The sequence below is a fragment of the Pseudomonas taiwanensis DSM 21245 genome (assembly GCF_000425785.1).
Classification (GTDB): Bacteria; Pseudomonadota; Gammaproteobacteria; order Pseudomonadales; family Pseudomonadaceae; genus Aquipseudomonas; species Aquipseudomonas taiwanensis.
Map to the genome: position 1 here is coordinate 106,259 of NZ_AUEC01000015.1, position 17,506 is coordinate 123,764.

General features: G+C 63.3%; 13 protein-coding genes and 1 pseudogene. 4 read left to right on the forward strand and 10 right to left on the reverse strand.

All coding sequences use genetic code 11. The features are described from left to right. Positions 1-10 precede the first annotated feature (10 nt). The 3 genes from H620_RS0107000 to H620_RS0107010 all read left to right on the forward strand — a co-directional run bounded on the left by H620_RS0107000 (position 11) and on the right by H620_RS0107010 (position 3,974). Positions 11-256, forward strand: a complete 246-nt coding sequence (locus H620_RS0107000) for a DUF2934 domain-containing protein (RefSeq protein ID WP_027907028.1) — start codon at positions 11-13, stop codon at positions 254-256. Positions 257-372: 116 nt separating this feature from the next. Then, positions 373-2,526 (forward strand): glycogen debranching protein GlgX, encoded by a 2,154-nt coding sequence (glgX, locus tag H620_RS0107005; RefSeq protein WP_027907029.1) that lies wholly within the window; start codon positions 373-375, stop codon positions 2,524-2,526. Between the two features lie 371 nt (positions 2,527-2,897). Beyond that, on the forward strand, positions 2,898-3,974 hold the full coding sequence (locus H620_RS0107010) for an autotransporter domain-containing protein (RefSeq protein ID WP_023380011.1): 1,077 nt from the start codon (positions 2,898-2,900) through the stop codon (positions 3,972-3,974). 246 nt (positions 3,975-4,220) lie between these two features. Here the strand turns inward: H620_RS0107010 and H620_RS0107015 are convergent. Beyond that, positions 4,221-4,572 (reverse strand): annotated as a pseudogene (locus H620_RS0107015) (hypothetical protein); the annotation flags it as partial. A gap of 333 nt (positions 4,573-4,905) precedes the next feature. Between H620_RS0107015 and H620_RS0107025 the strand changes: the two are divergent. Next, complete coding sequence (locus tag H620_RS0107025) at positions 4,906-6,528, forward strand: hypothetical protein (protein ID WP_027907031.1); 1,623 nt, start codon at positions 4,906-4,908, stop codon at positions 6,526-6,528. On the opposite strand, the gene H620_RS0107030 is transcribed toward H620_RS0107025, so the two are convergent. From H620_RS0107030 to H620_RS0107070, 9 genes are all read right to left on the reverse strand, one after another. After that, positions 6,516-7,583: a serine/threonine-protein kinase gene (locus tag H620_RS0107030; RefSeq protein ID WP_023380008.1), complete on the reverse strand. Its 1,068-nt coding sequence runs from the start codon at positions 7,581-7,583 to the stop codon at positions 6,516-6,518. The two genes, H620_RS0107025 and H620_RS0107030, sit on opposite strands and share 13 nt — an antisense overlap. Further along, the gene (locus H620_RS0107035) at positions 7,580-8,308 is read right to left on the reverse strand and encodes a PP2C family protein-serine/threonine phosphatase (RefSeq protein WP_023380007.1); all 729 of its coding nucleotides are present in this window, start codon (positions 8,306-8,308) and stop codon (positions 7,580-7,582) included. Before H620_RS0107035 ends, H620_RS0107030 begins: the two co-directional genes overlap by 4 nt. Further along, positions 8,308-11,835, reverse strand: coding sequence for a type VI secretion system membrane subunit TssM (tssM, locus tag H620_RS0107040; RefSeq protein WP_027907032.1), 3,528 nt, complete (start codon positions 11,833-11,835; stop codon positions 8,308-8,310). The genes H620_RS0107035 and tssM overlap by 1 nt, the downstream gene beginning before the upstream one ends. A 14-nt stretch (positions 11,836-11,849) precedes the next feature. Beyond that, entirely contained in the window at positions 11,850-12,716 is an 867-nt protein-coding gene (gene icmH / locus H620_RS0107045) for a type IVB secretion system protein IcmH/DotU (RefSeq protein WP_027907033.1), read from the reverse strand. A 5-nt stretch (positions 12,717-12,721) separates the two neighbouring features. Beyond that, entirely contained in the window at positions 12,722-14,053 is a 1,332-nt protein-coding gene (tssK, locus tag H620_RS0107050) for a type VI secretion system baseplate subunit TssK (RefSeq protein ID WP_023380004.1), read from the reverse strand. Continuing rightward, positions 14,050-14,556, reverse strand: coding sequence for a type VI secretion system lipoprotein TssJ (tssJ, locus tag H620_RS0107055; protein WP_027907034.1), 507 nt, complete (start codon positions 14,554-14,556; stop codon positions 14,050-14,052). The genes tssK and tssJ overlap by 4 nt, the downstream gene beginning before the upstream one ends. 4 nt (positions 14,557-14,560) lie before the next feature. Then, positions 14,561-15,742 carry a type VI secretion system-associated FHA domain protein TagH gene (gene tagH / locus H620_RS0107060; RefSeq protein ID WP_023380002.1) on the reverse strand — a complete coding sequence of 394 codons (1,182 nt, stop codon included), beginning with the start codon at positions 15,740-15,742 and terminating at the stop codon, positions 14,561-14,563. 18 nt (positions 15,743-15,760) lie between these two features. After that, the gene (locus H620_RS0107065) at positions 15,761-15,901 is read right to left on the reverse strand and encodes a hypothetical protein (RefSeq protein ID WP_023380001.1); all 141 of its coding nucleotides are present in this window, start codon (positions 15,899-15,901) and stop codon (positions 15,761-15,763) included. A gap of 68 nt (positions 15,902-15,969) precedes the next feature. Continuing rightward, positions 15,970-17,499 carry a sigma-54-dependent Fis family transcriptional regulator gene (locus H620_RS0107070; RefSeq protein ID WP_023380000.1) on the reverse strand — a complete coding sequence of 510 codons (1,530 nt, stop codon included), beginning with the start codon at positions 17,497-17,499 and terminating at the stop codon, positions 15,970-15,972. Between the last annotated feature and the right edge of the window lie 7 nt (positions 17,500-17,506).

Here is a 17,506-nt window from a genome sequence, read left to right on the forward strand (position 1 = left end):
CAGGAGCGTCATGATGAGCGTCGATGAAAAGCGTATTCGCGAATTTGCCTATCAGATCTGGGAGTCGGAAGGTAAACCCGTAGGCCAGGAAGAGCGCCATTGGGACATGGCGCGCAAGCTTGCGGAAGCCGAGTCCCTGGCGCCCAAGGCGGCGCCACGCAAGCGCGCCCCGGCCAAACCTAAAGCCCCTGCCGTGGCCGAAAAGCCGGCGCCGGTGAAGAAGCCGCGCGCGGTGAAAAAGCCCACTGCCGGCTGAATCGGTATCAGTCTCGGCCTCATCGCCGGTAGCCAGCCCTTGCCCTTTTGCAGGCGCCAGCTTGCCGGTGATGAGCCCGCCTACATTTCCCTCCACACAGGCCCTCGAGGATTGCCATGAGCCCCCGCACCCCAAAGAAAACCCGCTCTGTCGCCCCATCGCGGATCCGCGAAGGACTGCCCTTCCCCCTTGGTGCCACCTGGGATGGGCTGGGGGTCAACTTCGCATTGTTCTCGGCCAACGCCAGCAAGGTCGAACTGTGCCTGTTCGACTCCAGCGGCGAAGAGGAACTGGAGCGCATCGAGCTACCCGAGTACACCGACGAGATCTACCACGGCTACCTGCCCGACGCGCATCCAGGGCTGGTCTACGGCTACCGCGTGCATGGCCCTTACGAGCCAGAGAACGGCCACCGCTTCAACCCCAACAAACTGCTGATCGACCCCTATGCCAAGCAATTGGTCGGCGGCCTGAAATGGTCCGAAGCCTTGTTCGGCTACACCATTGGCCACCCCGACGGCGACCTGTCGTTCGATGAACGCGACAGCGCGCCCTTCGTGCCCAAGTGCAAGGTGATCGACCCTGCCTTCACCTGGGGCCGCGATCAGCGCGTGCTGGTGCCCTGGGAGCGCACGATCATCTACGAAGCCCACACCAAGGGCATCAGCATGCGTCACCCGGCGGTGCCGGAAGCTCTGCGCGGCACTTTCGCCGGCCTTGCCAATGACGAGTTGCTCAAGCACATCAAGGACCTGGGTGTATCAAGCATCGAGCTGCTGCCGATCCATGCCTTCGTCAACGACCAGCACCTGCTGCAAAAAGGCCTGAACAACTACTGGGGCTACAACAGCATCGCCTTCTTCGCGCCGCATCCCAGCTACCTGGCCAGCGGCAAGATCGCCGAGTTCAAGGAGATGGTCGCTCACCTGCATGATGCCGGCCTGGAGGTGATACTCGATGTGGTCTACAACCACACTGCCGAGGGCAACGAACTCGGTCCGACGCTGTCCATGCGCGGCATCGACAACGCCTCGTACTACCGCTTGATGCCGGATGACAAGCGCTACTACATCAACGATTCCGGCACAGGCAACACCCTCGACCTGAGCCACCCCTGCGTACTGCAACTGGTGACCGACTCGCTGCGCTACTGGGCCGGCGAGATGCGCGTCGATGGTTTCCGCTTCGACCTGGCGACCATTCTCGGGCGCTACCACGATGGCTACAACGAACGTCACAGCTTCCTCGTCGCCTGCCGCCAGGACCCGCTGCTCAGCCAGGTCAAGCTCATCGCCGAGCCATGGGACTGCGGCCCCGGCGGCTACCAGGTGGGTCACTTCGCACCGGGCTGGGCGGAATGGAACGACCGCTTCCGCGATACCGTGCGTGCGTTCTGGAAGGGTGACGAAGGCCAGCTAGCCGATTTCGCCTCGCGCATGACCGCCTCGGGCGACATGTTCAACAACCGTGGCCGACGCCCCTATGCCTCAGTCAACTTCGTCACCGCCCATGATGGCTTCACCCTGCGCGACCTGGTGTCGTACAACCACAAGCACAACGAAGACAACGACGAGAACAACCAGGACGGGACCGACAACAACCTGTCATGGAACTGCGGGGCCGAAGGCCCGACCGACGACCCGACCATCAATGCCCTGCGCACCCGGCAGATGCGCAACTTCTTCGCGACCTTGCTGCTGGCCCAGGGCACCCCGATGATCGTCGCCGGCGATGAGTTCAGCCGGACCCAACATGGCAACAACAACGCCTATTGCCAGGACAGCGAGATCGGCTGGGTGAACTGGGAGTTAGACGAAGAAGGCGAAGAGCTGCTGGCCTTTGTCAAACGCCTGACCCGTCTGCGCCTGGCCTACCCGGTGCTGCGCCGCTCACGTTTCCTGGTCGGAGACTACAACGAAGCGATCGGGGTCAAGGACGTCACCTGGCTGGCACCGGATGGCCGCGAAATGAGCGTAGAACAATGGGAAGACCCCCATGGCCGCTGCCTGGGGATGCTAATGGACGGTCGCGCCCAGGTGAGCGGCATCGCCCGCCCCGGTTCGGAGGCTACCCTCCTGCTGATCGTCAATGCCTACCACGACACCGTACCGTTCCTGCTACCGGCCGTACCCGAGGGCGATTACTGGAGCTGCCTGATCAACACCGACAGGCCCGAGATGCGCAAACCCCAGCATCTGCAGTTCGATACGACCTTGGAAGTCAAAGGCCGCTCGGTGCTGCTGATGGTGCTCCAACGAGAAGATGAATAGACCCAACGGGCGCCACCGCCCAAGCGGCGGTGGAGCTTGAGCTCTAGCCCTAACAATGATTCGGCATAGCCGCCGATCGGCAAATAGCGAACATCGCTATGCCCACAATTTTTATCAATAGATTCATAGCGTTGAGCCAATCACCAAGGCATGAACGGGACTTTCACGTTTTCTTGACGCAAGCGCTGACCTCTCCTTAGCTGAACATTATCACTACGCGTAAAAAATCACGCCGGGCCTCTAGCTCGCGCCTTCGTGCGCACTTGCTAAAGCTGGCGTGCTGGTTTGGGTCGCCCTCTGTTTTTGCCGTACAGCTCGTGACAACAGGCCAGGTCCTTGGGCTGTACAACAAAAAAATGAGGAGATCCGCTATGAAAAGAACCTCGAATCCCTGGCGTTTCGACAGCATTTTCTGCGCGGTTTCCACGTCGCTGCTTCTGGCAACCCCTGTGGAAACCTTGGCGTTTGAATTGCAGGACGACCCGACCTTCGACCGCTTCCTGCAACAACCGTCAATGCCACAGCTGTCACTCGACCCGGTGAGCGCCGTCGGCCTCACCCTGGGCACGCTGAACGAGTTTTCCGATCGCATGAGCGAGCGCCACGGGCAGGCCGCACCGGACCTGGTCGCCAGCCAATGGTCGCAGTTCTTCCCCAGCGTGCAACGCCAGGGCGCGCAGCCGCCAGACCAGCTCGAAGCGCCCAGCCAGCAATTGATGATCGGCCCGGACCTGTTCGTACGTGAATCCTCGGCGGGCAATGTGCACCGGGCGGGAATCTTCGTTGGCCATAACAACCTGCAGAGCACCTTCAACGGTATGCGCCCGTTGCTTGGCGACAAGCAGCGCAATGCGGTCAACCTCAGCGGCGAGAGCCTGGGGGTGTACTGGAGCATGACCCATGATCGCGGCTGGCACCTGGATGCCGTGGCCATGGGCTCGCGCATTGATGTCAACGGCCGTGGCGAAAGCGGCCAGCGCCTGGACGACAGCGGCCACGCGATGACCTTCTCGGTGGAAGGCGGCTACCCGATCAAGTTGGGAGGCGGCTGGGTGATCGAGCCACAGGCACAGTTGATCAACCAACAATTCTTCCCCGGCAGCCAAGTGCAGGAAGAGACCTTGCAGGCCTTCGACAGCCAGCCCAGCTGGAGCGGCCGGGTCGGTGCCAAGTTGTCCGGCCGCTACGCCGTGCGCGGCATGCCGATCGAGCCTTACGTGCGGACCAACGTCTGGTACGACTTCAGCAACGCCGACTCGGTGAAGCTGGACCAGGTCGACAAGATTTCCAGCTCGCGCTACTCGACCACGGTGGAGTTAGGCTTGGGACTGGTAGCCAGGGTCACCCCGTCCGTGGCGCTGTTTGTCAGTGCCGATTACAGCAGTGATGTGGATGGGAATGACTTGAATGGGTTGATTGGGAGTTTGGGGGTGAAGATGCGTTGGTAGTGTGTACTGCTGCATAGGGCAAGGGCGGCATTAGGTCATTTAGAGGGGACGGAATTGAGTGGCGGGTCCGCTTACGGGCCGACCTGGATGCCATGCTAAAGGGTGACCTGCACAGGTTGAAAGGACTCGCATTCGCCACCGCCTTGTACATCGCAGCGGTAGTCGGCACCGACGTATTCGCAGTCGGTTGTCCATCAACTCGTTACACCGTGGATCGGCTTACAGCGGGCGGTCGAGCAGGTACTACTGGTACTCCGACGGGCCGCGTCGGGTGGCGTGGAGTGGGTGAGCTGGACGGCGACGGCGTAGCGGTACTGGCGCTTGAGCAGCGTGGATGGGCTGTCGTGGCTGCCGAGCCACTGCTCCTGCAAACGCCCGACCAGGTCCCAGGCCTGGGGTTGCCCTGCTGCCGAACCACTTCGCGGTGCAGGTCGTCGCGCTCGTAGGCGAGCATTTCGTGGTGGTCGAGGGTCATGCCCAGCAGGTGGCCGCTGCCGTAGGTGAGCCAGCTGACTTTGTGGCCGTCCGGGCGGAGGGTGCTGGTGCGCTGGTTGAGGGCGTCGTATTCGTGCTGCCACACGGCGACCATCGGCGTGCCGAGGTGATCGCAGTGGTACCAGGCAATCGCATCGAACGCCTGCGGTGGCATCGTCATCTGCCACAACGGATATTTCTTAAGGCCTACAGGAATGTTTGCACAGGTATATCGACATTTGAGTGCGCAACTTCTTGCGCAGTTGACTCAGGAGAGTGCGCCGAAGCTGTAAAAGCCATCGCGAAATGCAGCAAGCCGGCCGCCACCAAAACCAACGTGCTACCATCGTGCCGCACTCATGGATGCTCTACCGATTCGACAAGGAACGCCGCGCGTGACCACTTCCGTTACTGCTTCACCCTGCCCTGCCCGTTTTCTGCCAGCAGGCCACGCCTGATGCTCGGCGCCCTACTGCAACGGACCCGCCAAGACCTCTCTCCCTGGCAGCGTATAACCCGTGCCTTATGGGGCGGCAGCCTGCCGCTGACGCGCGCCCAGGGCCGTTTGTTGGCGCAATTGATGCTGCTGCCAAGCGCGATGTACCTGCTGCTTGCCCTGGCATACCTGGCGCAGATCACCGACCTGATCGGCAGCCTGGCGCCGCATGCGGTGCTGCAACGCCTCGCCGACCACGGCCAATGGTTGGGGGCTTTCGCCCTGGCCCTGCTGGCATTGAGCTGCTTGTTGCGCAAGGGGCTGCGCCTGAACTGGGGCTTCGGTCGCACACTGTTGTGGGCGCTGCTGACCTGCACAAGCTGCCTGTACCTTGGCAACCAGGCCCAGCGCCTGCTGATCGATAGCCTGGTCGAGCGCACCAGCCCTAGCCAACAAGCCCAGGCAGCCTTCGGTATGCCGCTGCTCAACCGCATGCTTGAACATGACCTGCGCATCGACGGCCAGACCGCCACGCCCGCGCAGTTGCAAAGCCCCGAGGGCAAATGGCGGCTGGCCGAATTGGCCCTGCTGCTACCGGACAGTCCCCAAGTGGCGCTGACAGACGGCCTCACGCCGCAGGCGTTCTTCGAGCAGCTCGCCGACCAACGACGCGGGGGCCTGGAGCGTAATTACCAGCGTTACCTGCAAGCCACCGGCAGGCAGGAGGACCATTACCGCCAGTACCGACGCGCTAGCCAGTTCTACGCGGATGCAACCAGCCGCCTGGCCATCCTCCAGCGCCAGGGCCAGGCCTGGACCGACTACCTGCGTCTGCTCACCAAGCGTGGTCGCACCCTCAATCCATGGGACCTGCCGCTCGCTGAGTGGCAACCTGTGCGCCACGTGCTACGCGAGCAGATGAACGTTCCGGTCAACGACCTCTGGCGCCCCGATGACCGCCGCGGCTTCAACCAGGCGGTCGCCAGGCAGGTGCGGCGCGAAGCACGTAACCGATACGCCGAAACACTCCAGCAACGCATCGACGCCGGCTGGATCGAACCCGGCCTGACGCGGACGGGCTTCCTGGCAGTTAACGCCATCCAGGCCCAATGGCGACAGGATTTGGCCCTACCCGCTGGCATCACTTTGTATGCCTACCTGACCAAGGAAGCCTTCGCGCTCACAGTCTACCGACCGGCACTGCAATACGACGCCCGCGAACTGATGAAGCAACGCGTCGAGGCCAGCAACGACCTCTCTACCCTCGGCCGTGACAGCTACCGCGATTTGGTAACCCCAGGCGTCACCGTGCTGCTGATCAGCATCGGGTTGGTGGTGCACCTGTTCAGAACGCTGGCGTACCTGCTGCGTTTGGGGCTGCCGCAGCCTCCGGGCGTATACCTGAAACTGTTGGCGCTGTACGTGTTGCTACTGGGCAGCATGGCGCTGTTTACGGGCAAGTCACAGGTACCGGCATTCGGACTGACCGCGGGCAACAGCGATAGCCTGGTGTTAACCCTGGCGCGCAACACGTTGGACTGGACCGCTGCGCATCAGGCGCACCTGTATGCCTGGGGCAATGGCCTGCGCCAGGGCATGCTGCGCGGCTATGGCTTCGGTGCTACAACCCCTCAGGAAGACTGAGTGTTGCGCATGCTCCTGAGCCGCGCCCACAGTCCTTGGGCGGCAAAGGCATCACGCAACTGCGCCGCACTCACGCGGCGCTGCTCGGGGTCGAACGCCAGCGCCACACGCAATGCGCTCCAGGCCTTGGCCGGCATGCCAAGCGGCACCGAAAGCCGCGAGCTCAGCGCCTGGTCGCGGACCTTGATCGAGGGTACACGCTCGAAGGGATGACGGCCGCAGGCCAGCTCATACAATACGCAGGCAACGGCATACAGGTCGCTGGCCCTGCTGGGATTACTGCCCTCGAACAACTCCGGCGCTGCATAGGCCGGTGTCCAGGCTTCGAAACGGCCGTAGCTCAAATGCGGCAACCTGGCCAGTGGCCCTTCCACGGCCATGCCCAGGCCAAAGTCGAACAGACGCACGCCATCGTCGCCGAGCATCACATTGCTGGGTTTGATATCGCCATGCACCACCCCTTGGCCGTGTACACAGGCCAGGGCGTCGAGCAGCGGCACGGCTATTTCACGCACCTCTGCCCACGCCAGGCCCAGGGGCTGGTCGCAGAGTACGCGGTCAAGCGCACGACCACGCATCAACTCCATGCTGATGAAGGCGCGCCCGCATTGCGGATCGACAGCGAAACCATGCAACCGCACCAGGTTGGGGTGCCGCAAGCGGCTGGTAAGCGCGTATTCGTTGAACAGCAATGCGTTGGCGTCTGCCGAGGCAGCCAGTTGGTCGCTCATCAGCTTGACCGCCAACAACGGTTGCGGATCACCGTAGCTTTCCTGCAACAAGTCGCGAGCGCGATACACCAGGCCCATGCCGCCAGCCCCCAGCAGCCGCTCGAGGCGATAGCGGCCGGCCAACAGCTCGGGCACAGGCAACACGTCGACGGCTGCCGGGATTGCAGGCAACGGTTCTGCCGCCCTGCCCTTGCCACGGCGCTTGCGCCGCCCCTTGCCATTGCTGCCCCGATCCGGCTCGCCGGCCGGCTGGGTGAAGGAAAAGTAGGTGGCGTCGCCACCTTGCTCCAGGGCATCGAGTATATCCAGTGCGTCGCCGCTCATTGATGGATCACCACTGCGGTCAGGTTGTCTTTCGCCGCACCACCCAGTGCAGTAGCAAACAGTCGCTGCAAGGCATCGGCGGGCGACGCAAGGTCCAGGGCGTGGCCGAGACCATCGCTTTGAAGGCTGTCGTAGAGACCGTCGCTGCACAGGAGGAACACATCGCCCGGCAACGCTTCGAACTCCAGCACCTCCAGCTTGAGCTCGGCACTGGCGCCCACCGCACGGGTCAGTGCGCGTGCCGAGGGGTGGCCACGGGCCTGCTCGGCGCTCATGCGCTGCTGGTCGATCAATTGCTGCGCAAGCGAATGATCGCGGGTCAGCTGGTACAGCCGATGCCCACGCCACAGGTAGCAACGGCTGTCGCCGGCCCACACGCATGCACCACGGCGGCCTTCAAGCAGTAACGTGACCACTGTGCTTCCGATGATTCGCGCGTGGCCCTCGACGCTCACTGTCAGCTCCTGGCCCAGGCGGCGATTGATCCAGTGCAGGCATTGGCGGACCGCGACCACACGCTCGTCGAAACTGGCGGCAGGGGCCAGTTCAGCCAGGCTGGCCACGATCATCTGGCTGGCGACATCGCCATCCTCATGTCCTCCCATACCATCCGCTACAGCCCACAACCCATGCTGCGGGCAATCCAGAAATGCATCCTCGTTGCGGGCGCGCACCTTGCCGGCGTCTGTGCGCGCCGCACTGCGCCAGGGGTTGGCGTGCAGCATCAGAGTTCACCCGGCAGCCGCAGGCCACGCAACACGTTCAGGTCGAACGGGTTGGGCGAGCGCTGGCTGGTCAGCAGGTAGTTGGCGCGCATACCTCCGACGTTGGCCTTGACCACCATGGTGTCGCGGCCCTTGAGGTACTCGGTCTGCATCAGGTCGAGCAAGCGGAACAGCGCCCACGGGCCGCCGTTCTTTTCCAGCGACATGGGGCGGCCATTGATTTGCTCCAGGGTCAGGCTGCTGTTGCCGTCCTGTGCCTCGGTCGGCCACTTGAACGTGGTGGAGACAATCGGACCATGACGGTAGTCGATCACCTGGTCACCGAAGCGAAACTCAGCGCGACTCACCGATGGATCGAGGGTGTACGGTTCGAGCTTGAACTGCACTTGCGGCTCTTGCGGGTTTTGCGCAAAGAAGCTCTGGCGCACAGCCTGGATGATGCCCATCTGTTCAAGGAACGTCTTGGTCATCGGCAGGCTCTGGCCGTCCAGGCTGCGCAAGCGATAGTTGCCTGGCTCGCCACTGACGAACGGCTTCATGTAGCTGTCGAAGAACTGGTCGGCTACACCCTGGGCCTTGAAGAAGTCGCGGAAATCGCTGATCGCCACATCGCCGGTGCCTGCGGCGTTGAACGGGTAGCGCGACTCGATGGCCTTGCCATAGAAGCTGTACAGCTCACTCTGGTAACGCTGGTTGAGGTAGTTGTAGCTGTCGTTCAGGACCATGCGCCAGATGTCGTCCGAGAGCAGGTTGAACCAGCCCGCCACTGGCCGTGGCAGTCGGGCGGTGCCGTTGCGCAGGCTGCTCAAGGCGTCACGTTGGCCCGACATGCGCGCCTTGGCCATCTGGTACGAAGCTTCCTCGACCTGATTGGAGCGCGCCAGCCCGGCCAATTGTTGTTGCAGATCGTTCAGCGCTTGCAGGGTCGGCGCCAGATCAGGCCCTGGGCCGTTGTTGTCATCGAGCAAACGGTGCAGCGGCTCGAAGCGCCGTTGCAGCGCCATGCGCGCGGTGTCTGGCAGCGGTCGCTTGGCCAGGGCGTCACGGGCCTTGCCGGCGACCGCGCCAGCCACGGCAGTGCCGTTCTTGCCAAGCTTCTTGGCCGCGGCCTTGCCAGCGGCCGCCTCGGCTGCCTGCTCGCCCTCGTCTGACGTCTCTGGCAACGTCGGGAAACGGGTGTTCTCGCGCACTTCGGTCAGCAGCAGCAACAACGGCGAGTTGGCGGCGGTGAGCGCCGACAATTGGTCAGCGCCTTCCCCCGCGTCGCTGAACGGAATCAAGCCGACCTGGTTGATCGCCTCCCCCCAATAATTGGCGTAGTCGCGAAAATACAACTGTTCCAGCGCCACCATCAGCCGTCGCATGTCCATGTCGCTGATACCTGGCCCCTCCCCCAGCACCCAGTTGTCACGCAGGATGTCGTTGACCAGGTTGGCGCCCTGCACCGAGAAGTATTGCTGGTAACCCTGGGAGGTGTAGAAGCCCGGAATCGCATAGTCGACCCCCACGAACTGGCTCGCCTGTGGCCCCAACTGCTGGCTCAGGCGGTACTCGGGCAGACTGCGGGCCTGTTCTCGCAGCACTCGGTAGACCACGCTGGCCAGCGACTCTGCACGCAACACCTGACGCGCCTGTGCCACCAGCGCATCATTGAGCGGCAAGGCGAACGGTTGCTGCAACAGGCGCCCGAAGTGTGCGTTGAGCGCCTCCTGCGCGGCGGTGTTGCCGCTGTAGCGCTGCGACCAGCCGGCTGCCACCCAATCCTGCAACCAGTCCTGATCTCGACGCTCGGGATCGCCCAGCATCAGGTAGGCACGCAGGCTGTTGAGCAAGCGTTCGCGGTTCTTCAGGTTGCTGCGAATCTGCTCTTCCACCATCTTGCCGACGCGCGGCAGCAGGACTTGCTCGAGTTCGCGCTGGTAAGCAGGTTGCAGCACCTCGTTGGCAGCCCCCCCTTGATACAGGCCGGCGCGCTGCAGCAGCGAGACATCGCCACTGTCGGGAAACACTCGTGCTGCCTGGTAGGCCGAATCCAACGGCTTGAGTGCGGCCAGGGCATCGTCGCGGCCGTCGAGGCTCTGGTGCTGATGCTGCCATTGCCGAGCCAGTTCACGCAGCGCTTCCAGACGCTCATGGTTGCCGGAGAAACTGTTTGCCCACAGCAGGCCGAACAGCACCAGCGCGCCGAGTGCCGTCAGGTATACGGCACGCTGGCCCCAATTGATGCGGCGCCGCTCACGGCGGTCGAGGCCAGCCAGGTCGTATTCGGGAAACACGACACGGGTGAACAACTGCAGCATGAAGCGCGCCCGCCCCCGCGGGATTCCGTGCCCAGGTATACCGGGCTGGAAGCCATTGTCGCTATCGACCTGCGGCGCAAGGTGCGGCGCGCTGGTCAGATAGACACCGCGCAAGTGGCTGGCGCGCTGATAGCGGTTGCCGGTGAAAGCGGCATCCACCAACAGGCACAATTGGTCACCGATGCGTCCGAGCTGGTGCGGGAAATCGAGGATGCGCGCACGACGCAAGGTATTGCGCTCGTGGTGGATGCGCTGGGTGACCTGGTCACCCAGGCGCTGCAGCAGGCCCTGAAACTCGTTGGCCAGTAACTCGGTATCGGCGCCATTCTTGCCTTTGCCGAACGTGACGCCAAACACCTGTTCGTTTTCTTCTCGCGACTGCTGGTCGAAGAATTCCTCAAAGCCAGCCAGCCGGTCGGTCTTGGTCAGCACCAGGTATACCGGCAGGTCCTGGTGCAGGCGCTGGCGCAACTCCTGCAAGCGCGAGCGAACCTTCTGCGCCAAGTCGTTCAATGCCGCGTCACCGCCAAGCAAGGTGTCCATCGGTACGGTGATCAACACACCGTTGAGCGGCCGATTGCGGCGACGCTGACGCAGCAGGTCGAGCAAGGTGCGCCAGGCATGGCCGTCCAGCTCACTGTCGCGCTGTTCGAGGAAGCGCCCGCCGGTGTCGACCAGCACGCCCTGCTCGGCAAAGTAGTAATTGCAGTATTCGCCATTGCCCGCGTCCTGCGAGCGCCTGCGCTCCAGCGCGTTGATGGGAAACTCCAGCCCCGAATGCTCCAGCAGGCTGGTCTTGCCCGAGCCATTGGCGCCGAGCACCAGGTACCATGGCAGATCACGACGCCAGCGGTCGTGACGGCCACCGTACAGGCTCGAGGTGTTGAGCGTGGCCAGGGCATGCTTGAAACGCGCCCTGATTTCCTTGGCCGCTTCGTACTTGCGCTCTTCACGCTCCAGACGCTCTTGCCCGCCCTCGCTCTCCAGCGCCTTCTGCTTGCGATGGTTGGCACGCCAGCTGGCGTACACCATCCACAATCCCCAGAGCAGGAACAGCACACTGATGGTCAACAGCCGCGCCGCGGCGTCTTCCCAGAACTTGTCGTCGGCGACGGCCAGCAGTGGCCCGATGAACCACACCAGCAAGGCCAGGGCCAGCACCAGCAGCAGACTCCACACCCAGGTCCGGGCAAGGAATGCGCCGACTTTCTTGAAAACATTCTTCATCACAGATCCTTGTGTCACTGCTTCTGTTCGGCCACGTTCTGTTCGAGGGGCTGGAAGGGTTGCAAGACGGTGGCGCGCTGCTCCCCCAGCACCCAGGCGAAACCGGCATACAGCACCATCAGACACACCATCGTGAGCAACGCCACGCTCCACCACGGCACGATACGCACCGGAGTGTGGCGCTGGTCGTGACCCTCCCAGCGTGGCGCCAACTCGCGCGGCACGTCGCCCCGCAGCTGGCGGATCTGGCGGAACAGCGCGTCGCGGATGCCTTCGAGTTCGGACATACCGCGATCGATTACCCGATACTTGCCCTCGAAGCCCAGCGACAGGCACAGGTACATCAGCTCCAGCATGGCCAGGTGCTTGACCGGGTTCTTCGACATGCGGTCGAGCAAGGCGAAGAACTTCTCGCCGCCGAAGGTTTCGTTGTGAAACGCACTGAGCAGGCTCATCTGGGACCACTGACTTTCGTTGCCCCACGAGGTGGTGACCACGGCTTCATCGACCACGGTGCAAATCAGGTAGCGCGCCACCGTCACCTGGCTGCTCTCGACCCCTTCGTAATGGATGCGCGCTTCGAAGGTGCGGATGTAGGCGCTCAGTCGCTCCTTGAGCGTATTCAAGTCTTCGGCGGTTTCGCTGTGCTTGAGCCGCACCACTTCCGAAATCAACTCGCCAGCAGCCGCCACCAACGGGTTGAGACCGACGCTGAAGCTGCCGCTGGCAGGGAGCCGCGCCGAATAGACCATACGCTGCTCCAGCGCCTCGACCTTGGCCGCATCGCCATGGGCCGTCAGTGGCTGGCCAGAGGGTGCCGAGCCATCCTGGTTGTACAGGACGGTCTTGTCGTCCTGCGGGTGTTCCGTGTCCTTGCTCATTGCGGTCAGTTCCTGATGGCCCAGAATTTCAGTTCAAGATCGGAGAACTCACTGGTGACGTGGAAGGCGAAACCACCAGAGCCATCCATCTTGGCGCGATCTGCGGCATCGAGTTCGACGATGAAGTAGGTTTTGTTGGCATGAAACGGGATCTGCCTCGGTGCCACAGGCAAGGGCTTGACCTTGAGCCCAGGCAAGTGAAGGTTGACCAACTGGCGAATGCGCTCCACCGGGCCGACCTTGAGGTGCAGCGGCAAACGCTGGCGCAGCTCCTCGGATTCGCAGTTGGCGCTGGCGGCCAGTACGAACGATGCCGTGGTGAGCAGCCCTGGATCGTGCAAGGGTGAAACCAGGATGCCGTACTGGCGCTGTTGCAGCTCCAACTCGATGGCATGTTGCTCGAGCACCATCGACAACACCTGACGGATCGACTCCATCAGCTTGCGGAAGCTGCTGCCCTGGTCACTGTGCTGGTAACGAGCGTCCAGCCGAGGGCGCTTGGTGTCGCTGGAGAAGGTCGACAGGTCGCCGAGCATGATCAGGAAGGTGCGGTACAACTCTTCCGGGTGCACCTGCTCAAGGTTCAGGTAGTGACGCAGCAGCAACTCGGTACGGTTGATCAGCTGCAGCATCATGAAGTCGCCCACCTCTGCACCGCCGACCTTGCCATTGGAGCGGATGCGCTCGGCCAGGGTGTCGCCACGCAAGGCCAGCATGCTGATCACTTCCTTCAGGCATGACTGCAGGTACACCGAGGATTGGGTCCGGATGTAGCTCGGGACGAAGTCCGGATCCAGGGTAATGACCCCGTCCGGCGAGGTGTCGAGCACTTCGCACACCTTGAGCTTGACGTACGCCTGGTCGCCCTGCTGCTCGCCCAGCAGCAGGCGGAAGTCCGGGCGCGCGCAGTTGATCTGGGTGCTGTTGTCATCGCCCGCGTTGGAATCGCTGACCTCCAGCTCGTAGGTGGTATAGCGCGTCAATACCTCGGCCTGCTCCGGCCGGCGGGCCTCGATGTGGTTTCCGGTGACCAGCGGCAAGGCCATGAAGATCGGCGTGCTGCCGGTGTTTGGCGGCACGTCCAGGGCCAGCGGTTCACTGCTGCCATCGAGCTCGAACAGACTGCCATCCGGCAGGATGCCTGCGGCACGACTGATCACCAGCTTGCCCATGGTCAGGAACTGCAGGTCGATCTCCAGATCGATGAAACCCCAGGTGCAATTACCCAGCAGCTGCGTGCGGGTTTTCATCTGGCTGTCGTAGTAGCGGTCGTTGTGCTGGAAATGCTGCGGGCGCAGCAGCATGCCTTCCTGCCAGACTACCTTGTGCACGTTCATGGCTGTTCACCCGCTTGGACTACCGCTGGTACGCCGTTGTGAATACCGGTCTTGTCCAGGTACAGGTTGACGACCGTCCGCTCACCGGCCCGAACCGGCTGCACCCGGCGCCACTCGGCTTGCTCCAGGTCGCGATAGGCGGCCAGCACGCCGACGAAGCGGCTGCCTGGGTCGATGCTCAGGTTCAGACTCAGGGTTTCGCCTGGGCGCAGTTCGTGCTCTTCGCTGGCAACCATGTCCAGGTCGAGGGCTTCTTTCGGGCGCTGGTAGAGCGTGAAGAAGTCGGTGCTTTCGAACGCGACCGGGTGCTTGAGCTCGAACAGACGTACCACTACCGGCGACGGCCGGCCGTTGATGTCGAGGTTGAGCGCGTCGGTGGCGGTCAGTGTCAGGTCGAGCTTGGTCATGTGCGAATACGGCGACAGCGCGGCACAGCCGGTCAACCAGGTCGCGGCAACCAAAGCCCACGCTGCCCCGAAGCATTTGCGGGTGATAGGTTTCATGCAGTCATCCTCGCGGATCGTGGTGAAGGGAAGCGATCAGGCGCACCTGCTCTTCGTAGGTTTGGGCGAAGTCCTTGGCCAGCAGGCGCTCGCTCCAGTCGGCATCGGCACTGAGTGCTTCGTGGTAGCGCACGTATTGCTTCCAGCGGCTACCGAACCACGGCTTGCGACCCAGGCGTTCGAACTGCAACGCCAACTGACTGGGGGCAAAGTGTTCGAGGGTGCTACGCAAGGCGCTGCGACTGGCACCAAGCAAAGCCACCTGGTGTGCCTGCAAGTCACGGAAGGCCTGGGCCACGGCCTGCTCGGCCGACAACTGTCCGGGCCGGCGCGGCTTGAGCAACTCGCCCAGGGCCTGGTCGGCTTCCAGCGGCGCCTTGATCGGGTTCCGGCTGGCGCCTTGCGGGGTGGTGAGCGACAGGCGCAACTCGTTCTTGAGCTCGCTACGGGTGCGCAAGCTTTGCTGCAAGGCACCGATACTGTGGCGCAGCAAACCGGCTGCCTGCACCGCGAGGTCTTCGCGAGCTTGATCGTCGAGACCGGCGAGGTCGACGCCCAGCGCTGCGCCGAAGCGCTCCCAGAATGCTTCACTTCGCCGTTCGCGCGGGGCCGGTTGCGGGGCAGGCTCGGTAACCGGGGCTGGCACCAACGTCGGCACGATGATGTTTTCGCGGTCGATCTGGGCGTAGTCGGCACGCTGCTTGGCCGGGGTGTCGGGCAAGGTCATGGCGGCCAGTTCATCCATCGGTGCAAGGCGCGCCTCTTCGTTGTCCAGGGCGGACAGCGGGTCAAGCGCGAGGAAGGCATCATCGGGGATGATGTCCGATCCCGGTATGCCGAGCCCTACATCCAAGGCACGATCCGTTTCGATCAAGCGGGCGCGCACCTCGATGTCGCCCATCTGGTACACCGCCCCCTGCTCGATACGGTAGGCCTCGCCCTTGCGCAGTTGCGCACCGCTGCTGGCCAGGCGAATGCCATTGCTGCTCTGGTCGGTGAGGTAGAAGGCGCCCTCGCGATAGGTGACCTCGGCATGGTGGCTGGACAAGTGGCGCTTTTCGTCCTCGATGCACCAGTGGCAGTCCTTGGCGCGTCCAATGTGGCCGCCACTGCGGCCAAACGACTTGCTGGGCGAGTCGGTGCGGGTGTGCTGGCGTCTGTCCACCAGCTCGAAAACCAGTTCCATGGTCAGGGCTCCTTGGGCTCAGTTGCCACGATTGAGGGCCTGTGGGTCGCCCACTGGCCGGTAGCGGTCGTCATCGAACTTGTAGTTGCCGCTGCACCCGGCCAGGACCAGCACGGTTAACAGGGCCAGTAACGCAGCCCGCCAGATACCGATGAACATCGAAAACACTCCATGAGCTAAACAGGCAAGCACCAGCTGCGGCGCGCCTTGGATGTAAGAGAAAAGGTTCATGCCAGCCGGCCTGCGCCATCGCCGATCTGGATATTCAGGCGACCGAGTCGGTACAGCAGGGTGCGCCGCGGCAAGCCCAACTCGCGAGCGGCCATGGTCTGGTTGCCATCGTGCTTGCGCAGGCAGTCGAGCAGCAGATTGCGCTCGACCTGCTCGAGGCGTTCGCGCAGGTTCAGCTCGCCATCGCCCGCTGTGGATGCGGCGCCGTTCAGCGCAAAGTGCTCCGCCGCCAGCTCACGGCCCTCGCAGAGCACCACCGCGCGCTCCACCAGCCCCTTGAGCTCGCGAACGTTGCCAGGGAAGCCATAGCCTTCGAGGTGGTTCAGGGCGGCGTTGGACCAGATCACTGGGCTGCGCTGCAGGAACGCACAGGCCTTATCGGAAAAATGCCGTGCCAGGGCACTCACATCGCCGTCACGCTGGCGCAGTGGCGGCAAGTCGATCGGGAACTGGGCCAGGCGGTAATAGAGGTCTTCACGGAACTGACCGTCACGCACCATCTGCGCCAGGTCACGGTGCGTGGCAGCGACGATGCGCACGTCGATCTTGTGCGTGCTGTTAGCCCCCAACGGGCGGATCTCACCCTCCTGCAGCACCCGCAGCAACTTGGCCTGCAACGCCAGCGGCATGTCACCAATCTCGTCGAGCAACAGGGTGCCGCCGTCCGCGGCGTCGAACAGTCCCGGGCGGTCGCGGTCGGCCCCGGTGAAGGCGCCTTTGCGGTAACCGAACAGCTCGCTTTCCAGCAGGTGCTCGGGAAATGCCGCGCAGTTCTGCACCACGAATGGCCCCGAACGGCGAGGGCCGTAGTCGTGGATGGCCCGGGCCACCAATTCCTTGCCGGTGCCCGTCTCACCGAGCACCAGCACGGTGTAAGGGCTGTGCAGCACCTTGCTGATCATCTGGCAGGTCTGACGCATGGCCGGGCTGTCACCGATCAGGCCGTAACTACCGACCTCGGCCGGCTTGGCGACACTGGCCGGCAGCTGCGGCTGGGGTTGACGCAAACGCCGCAGCAGATGCAACTGAGCCATGGCGAAAGCACCGAGGCGTCCCAGCGAGTCGGCAAAGCCGGCCAGCTCGATGCGCGCCCGGGCTACGCACAACAACACGCCAACCACCCGTTGCTGCGGGGTCACCAGGGGCACCGCCAGCAGCGCCTGCCATGGTGTTGCCTGAGCCGGCAGGAAACTGGTGTCGAACATGCTGGCGGACAGCTCGGCGATGCTCACCATGCGGTTCTGACACAAGGCGAACTGCATCAACTGCTCGCCATTGTAGTCGGCCGGCAGGCTGGCACAGTCCCGCGCCTGCAACTGCCCATCGAGGCAGGCGACCTCAAGCCCCAGCCGCGTGTGGGTCGAGTCGAGCAAGTACACCTGCACCAGCGCGCAGCCACTGAGCCCGGCCACCGCCTGGACCAGTGCCTGCATCAGGCCCTGCTCGTCAGCGGCGCAGGCCAGCTCGGTGAAGGTCCCCATCAAGGTCTCGGCATAGGCCAGAGGCTGCGGCACATGCGTGAACATCACTCCC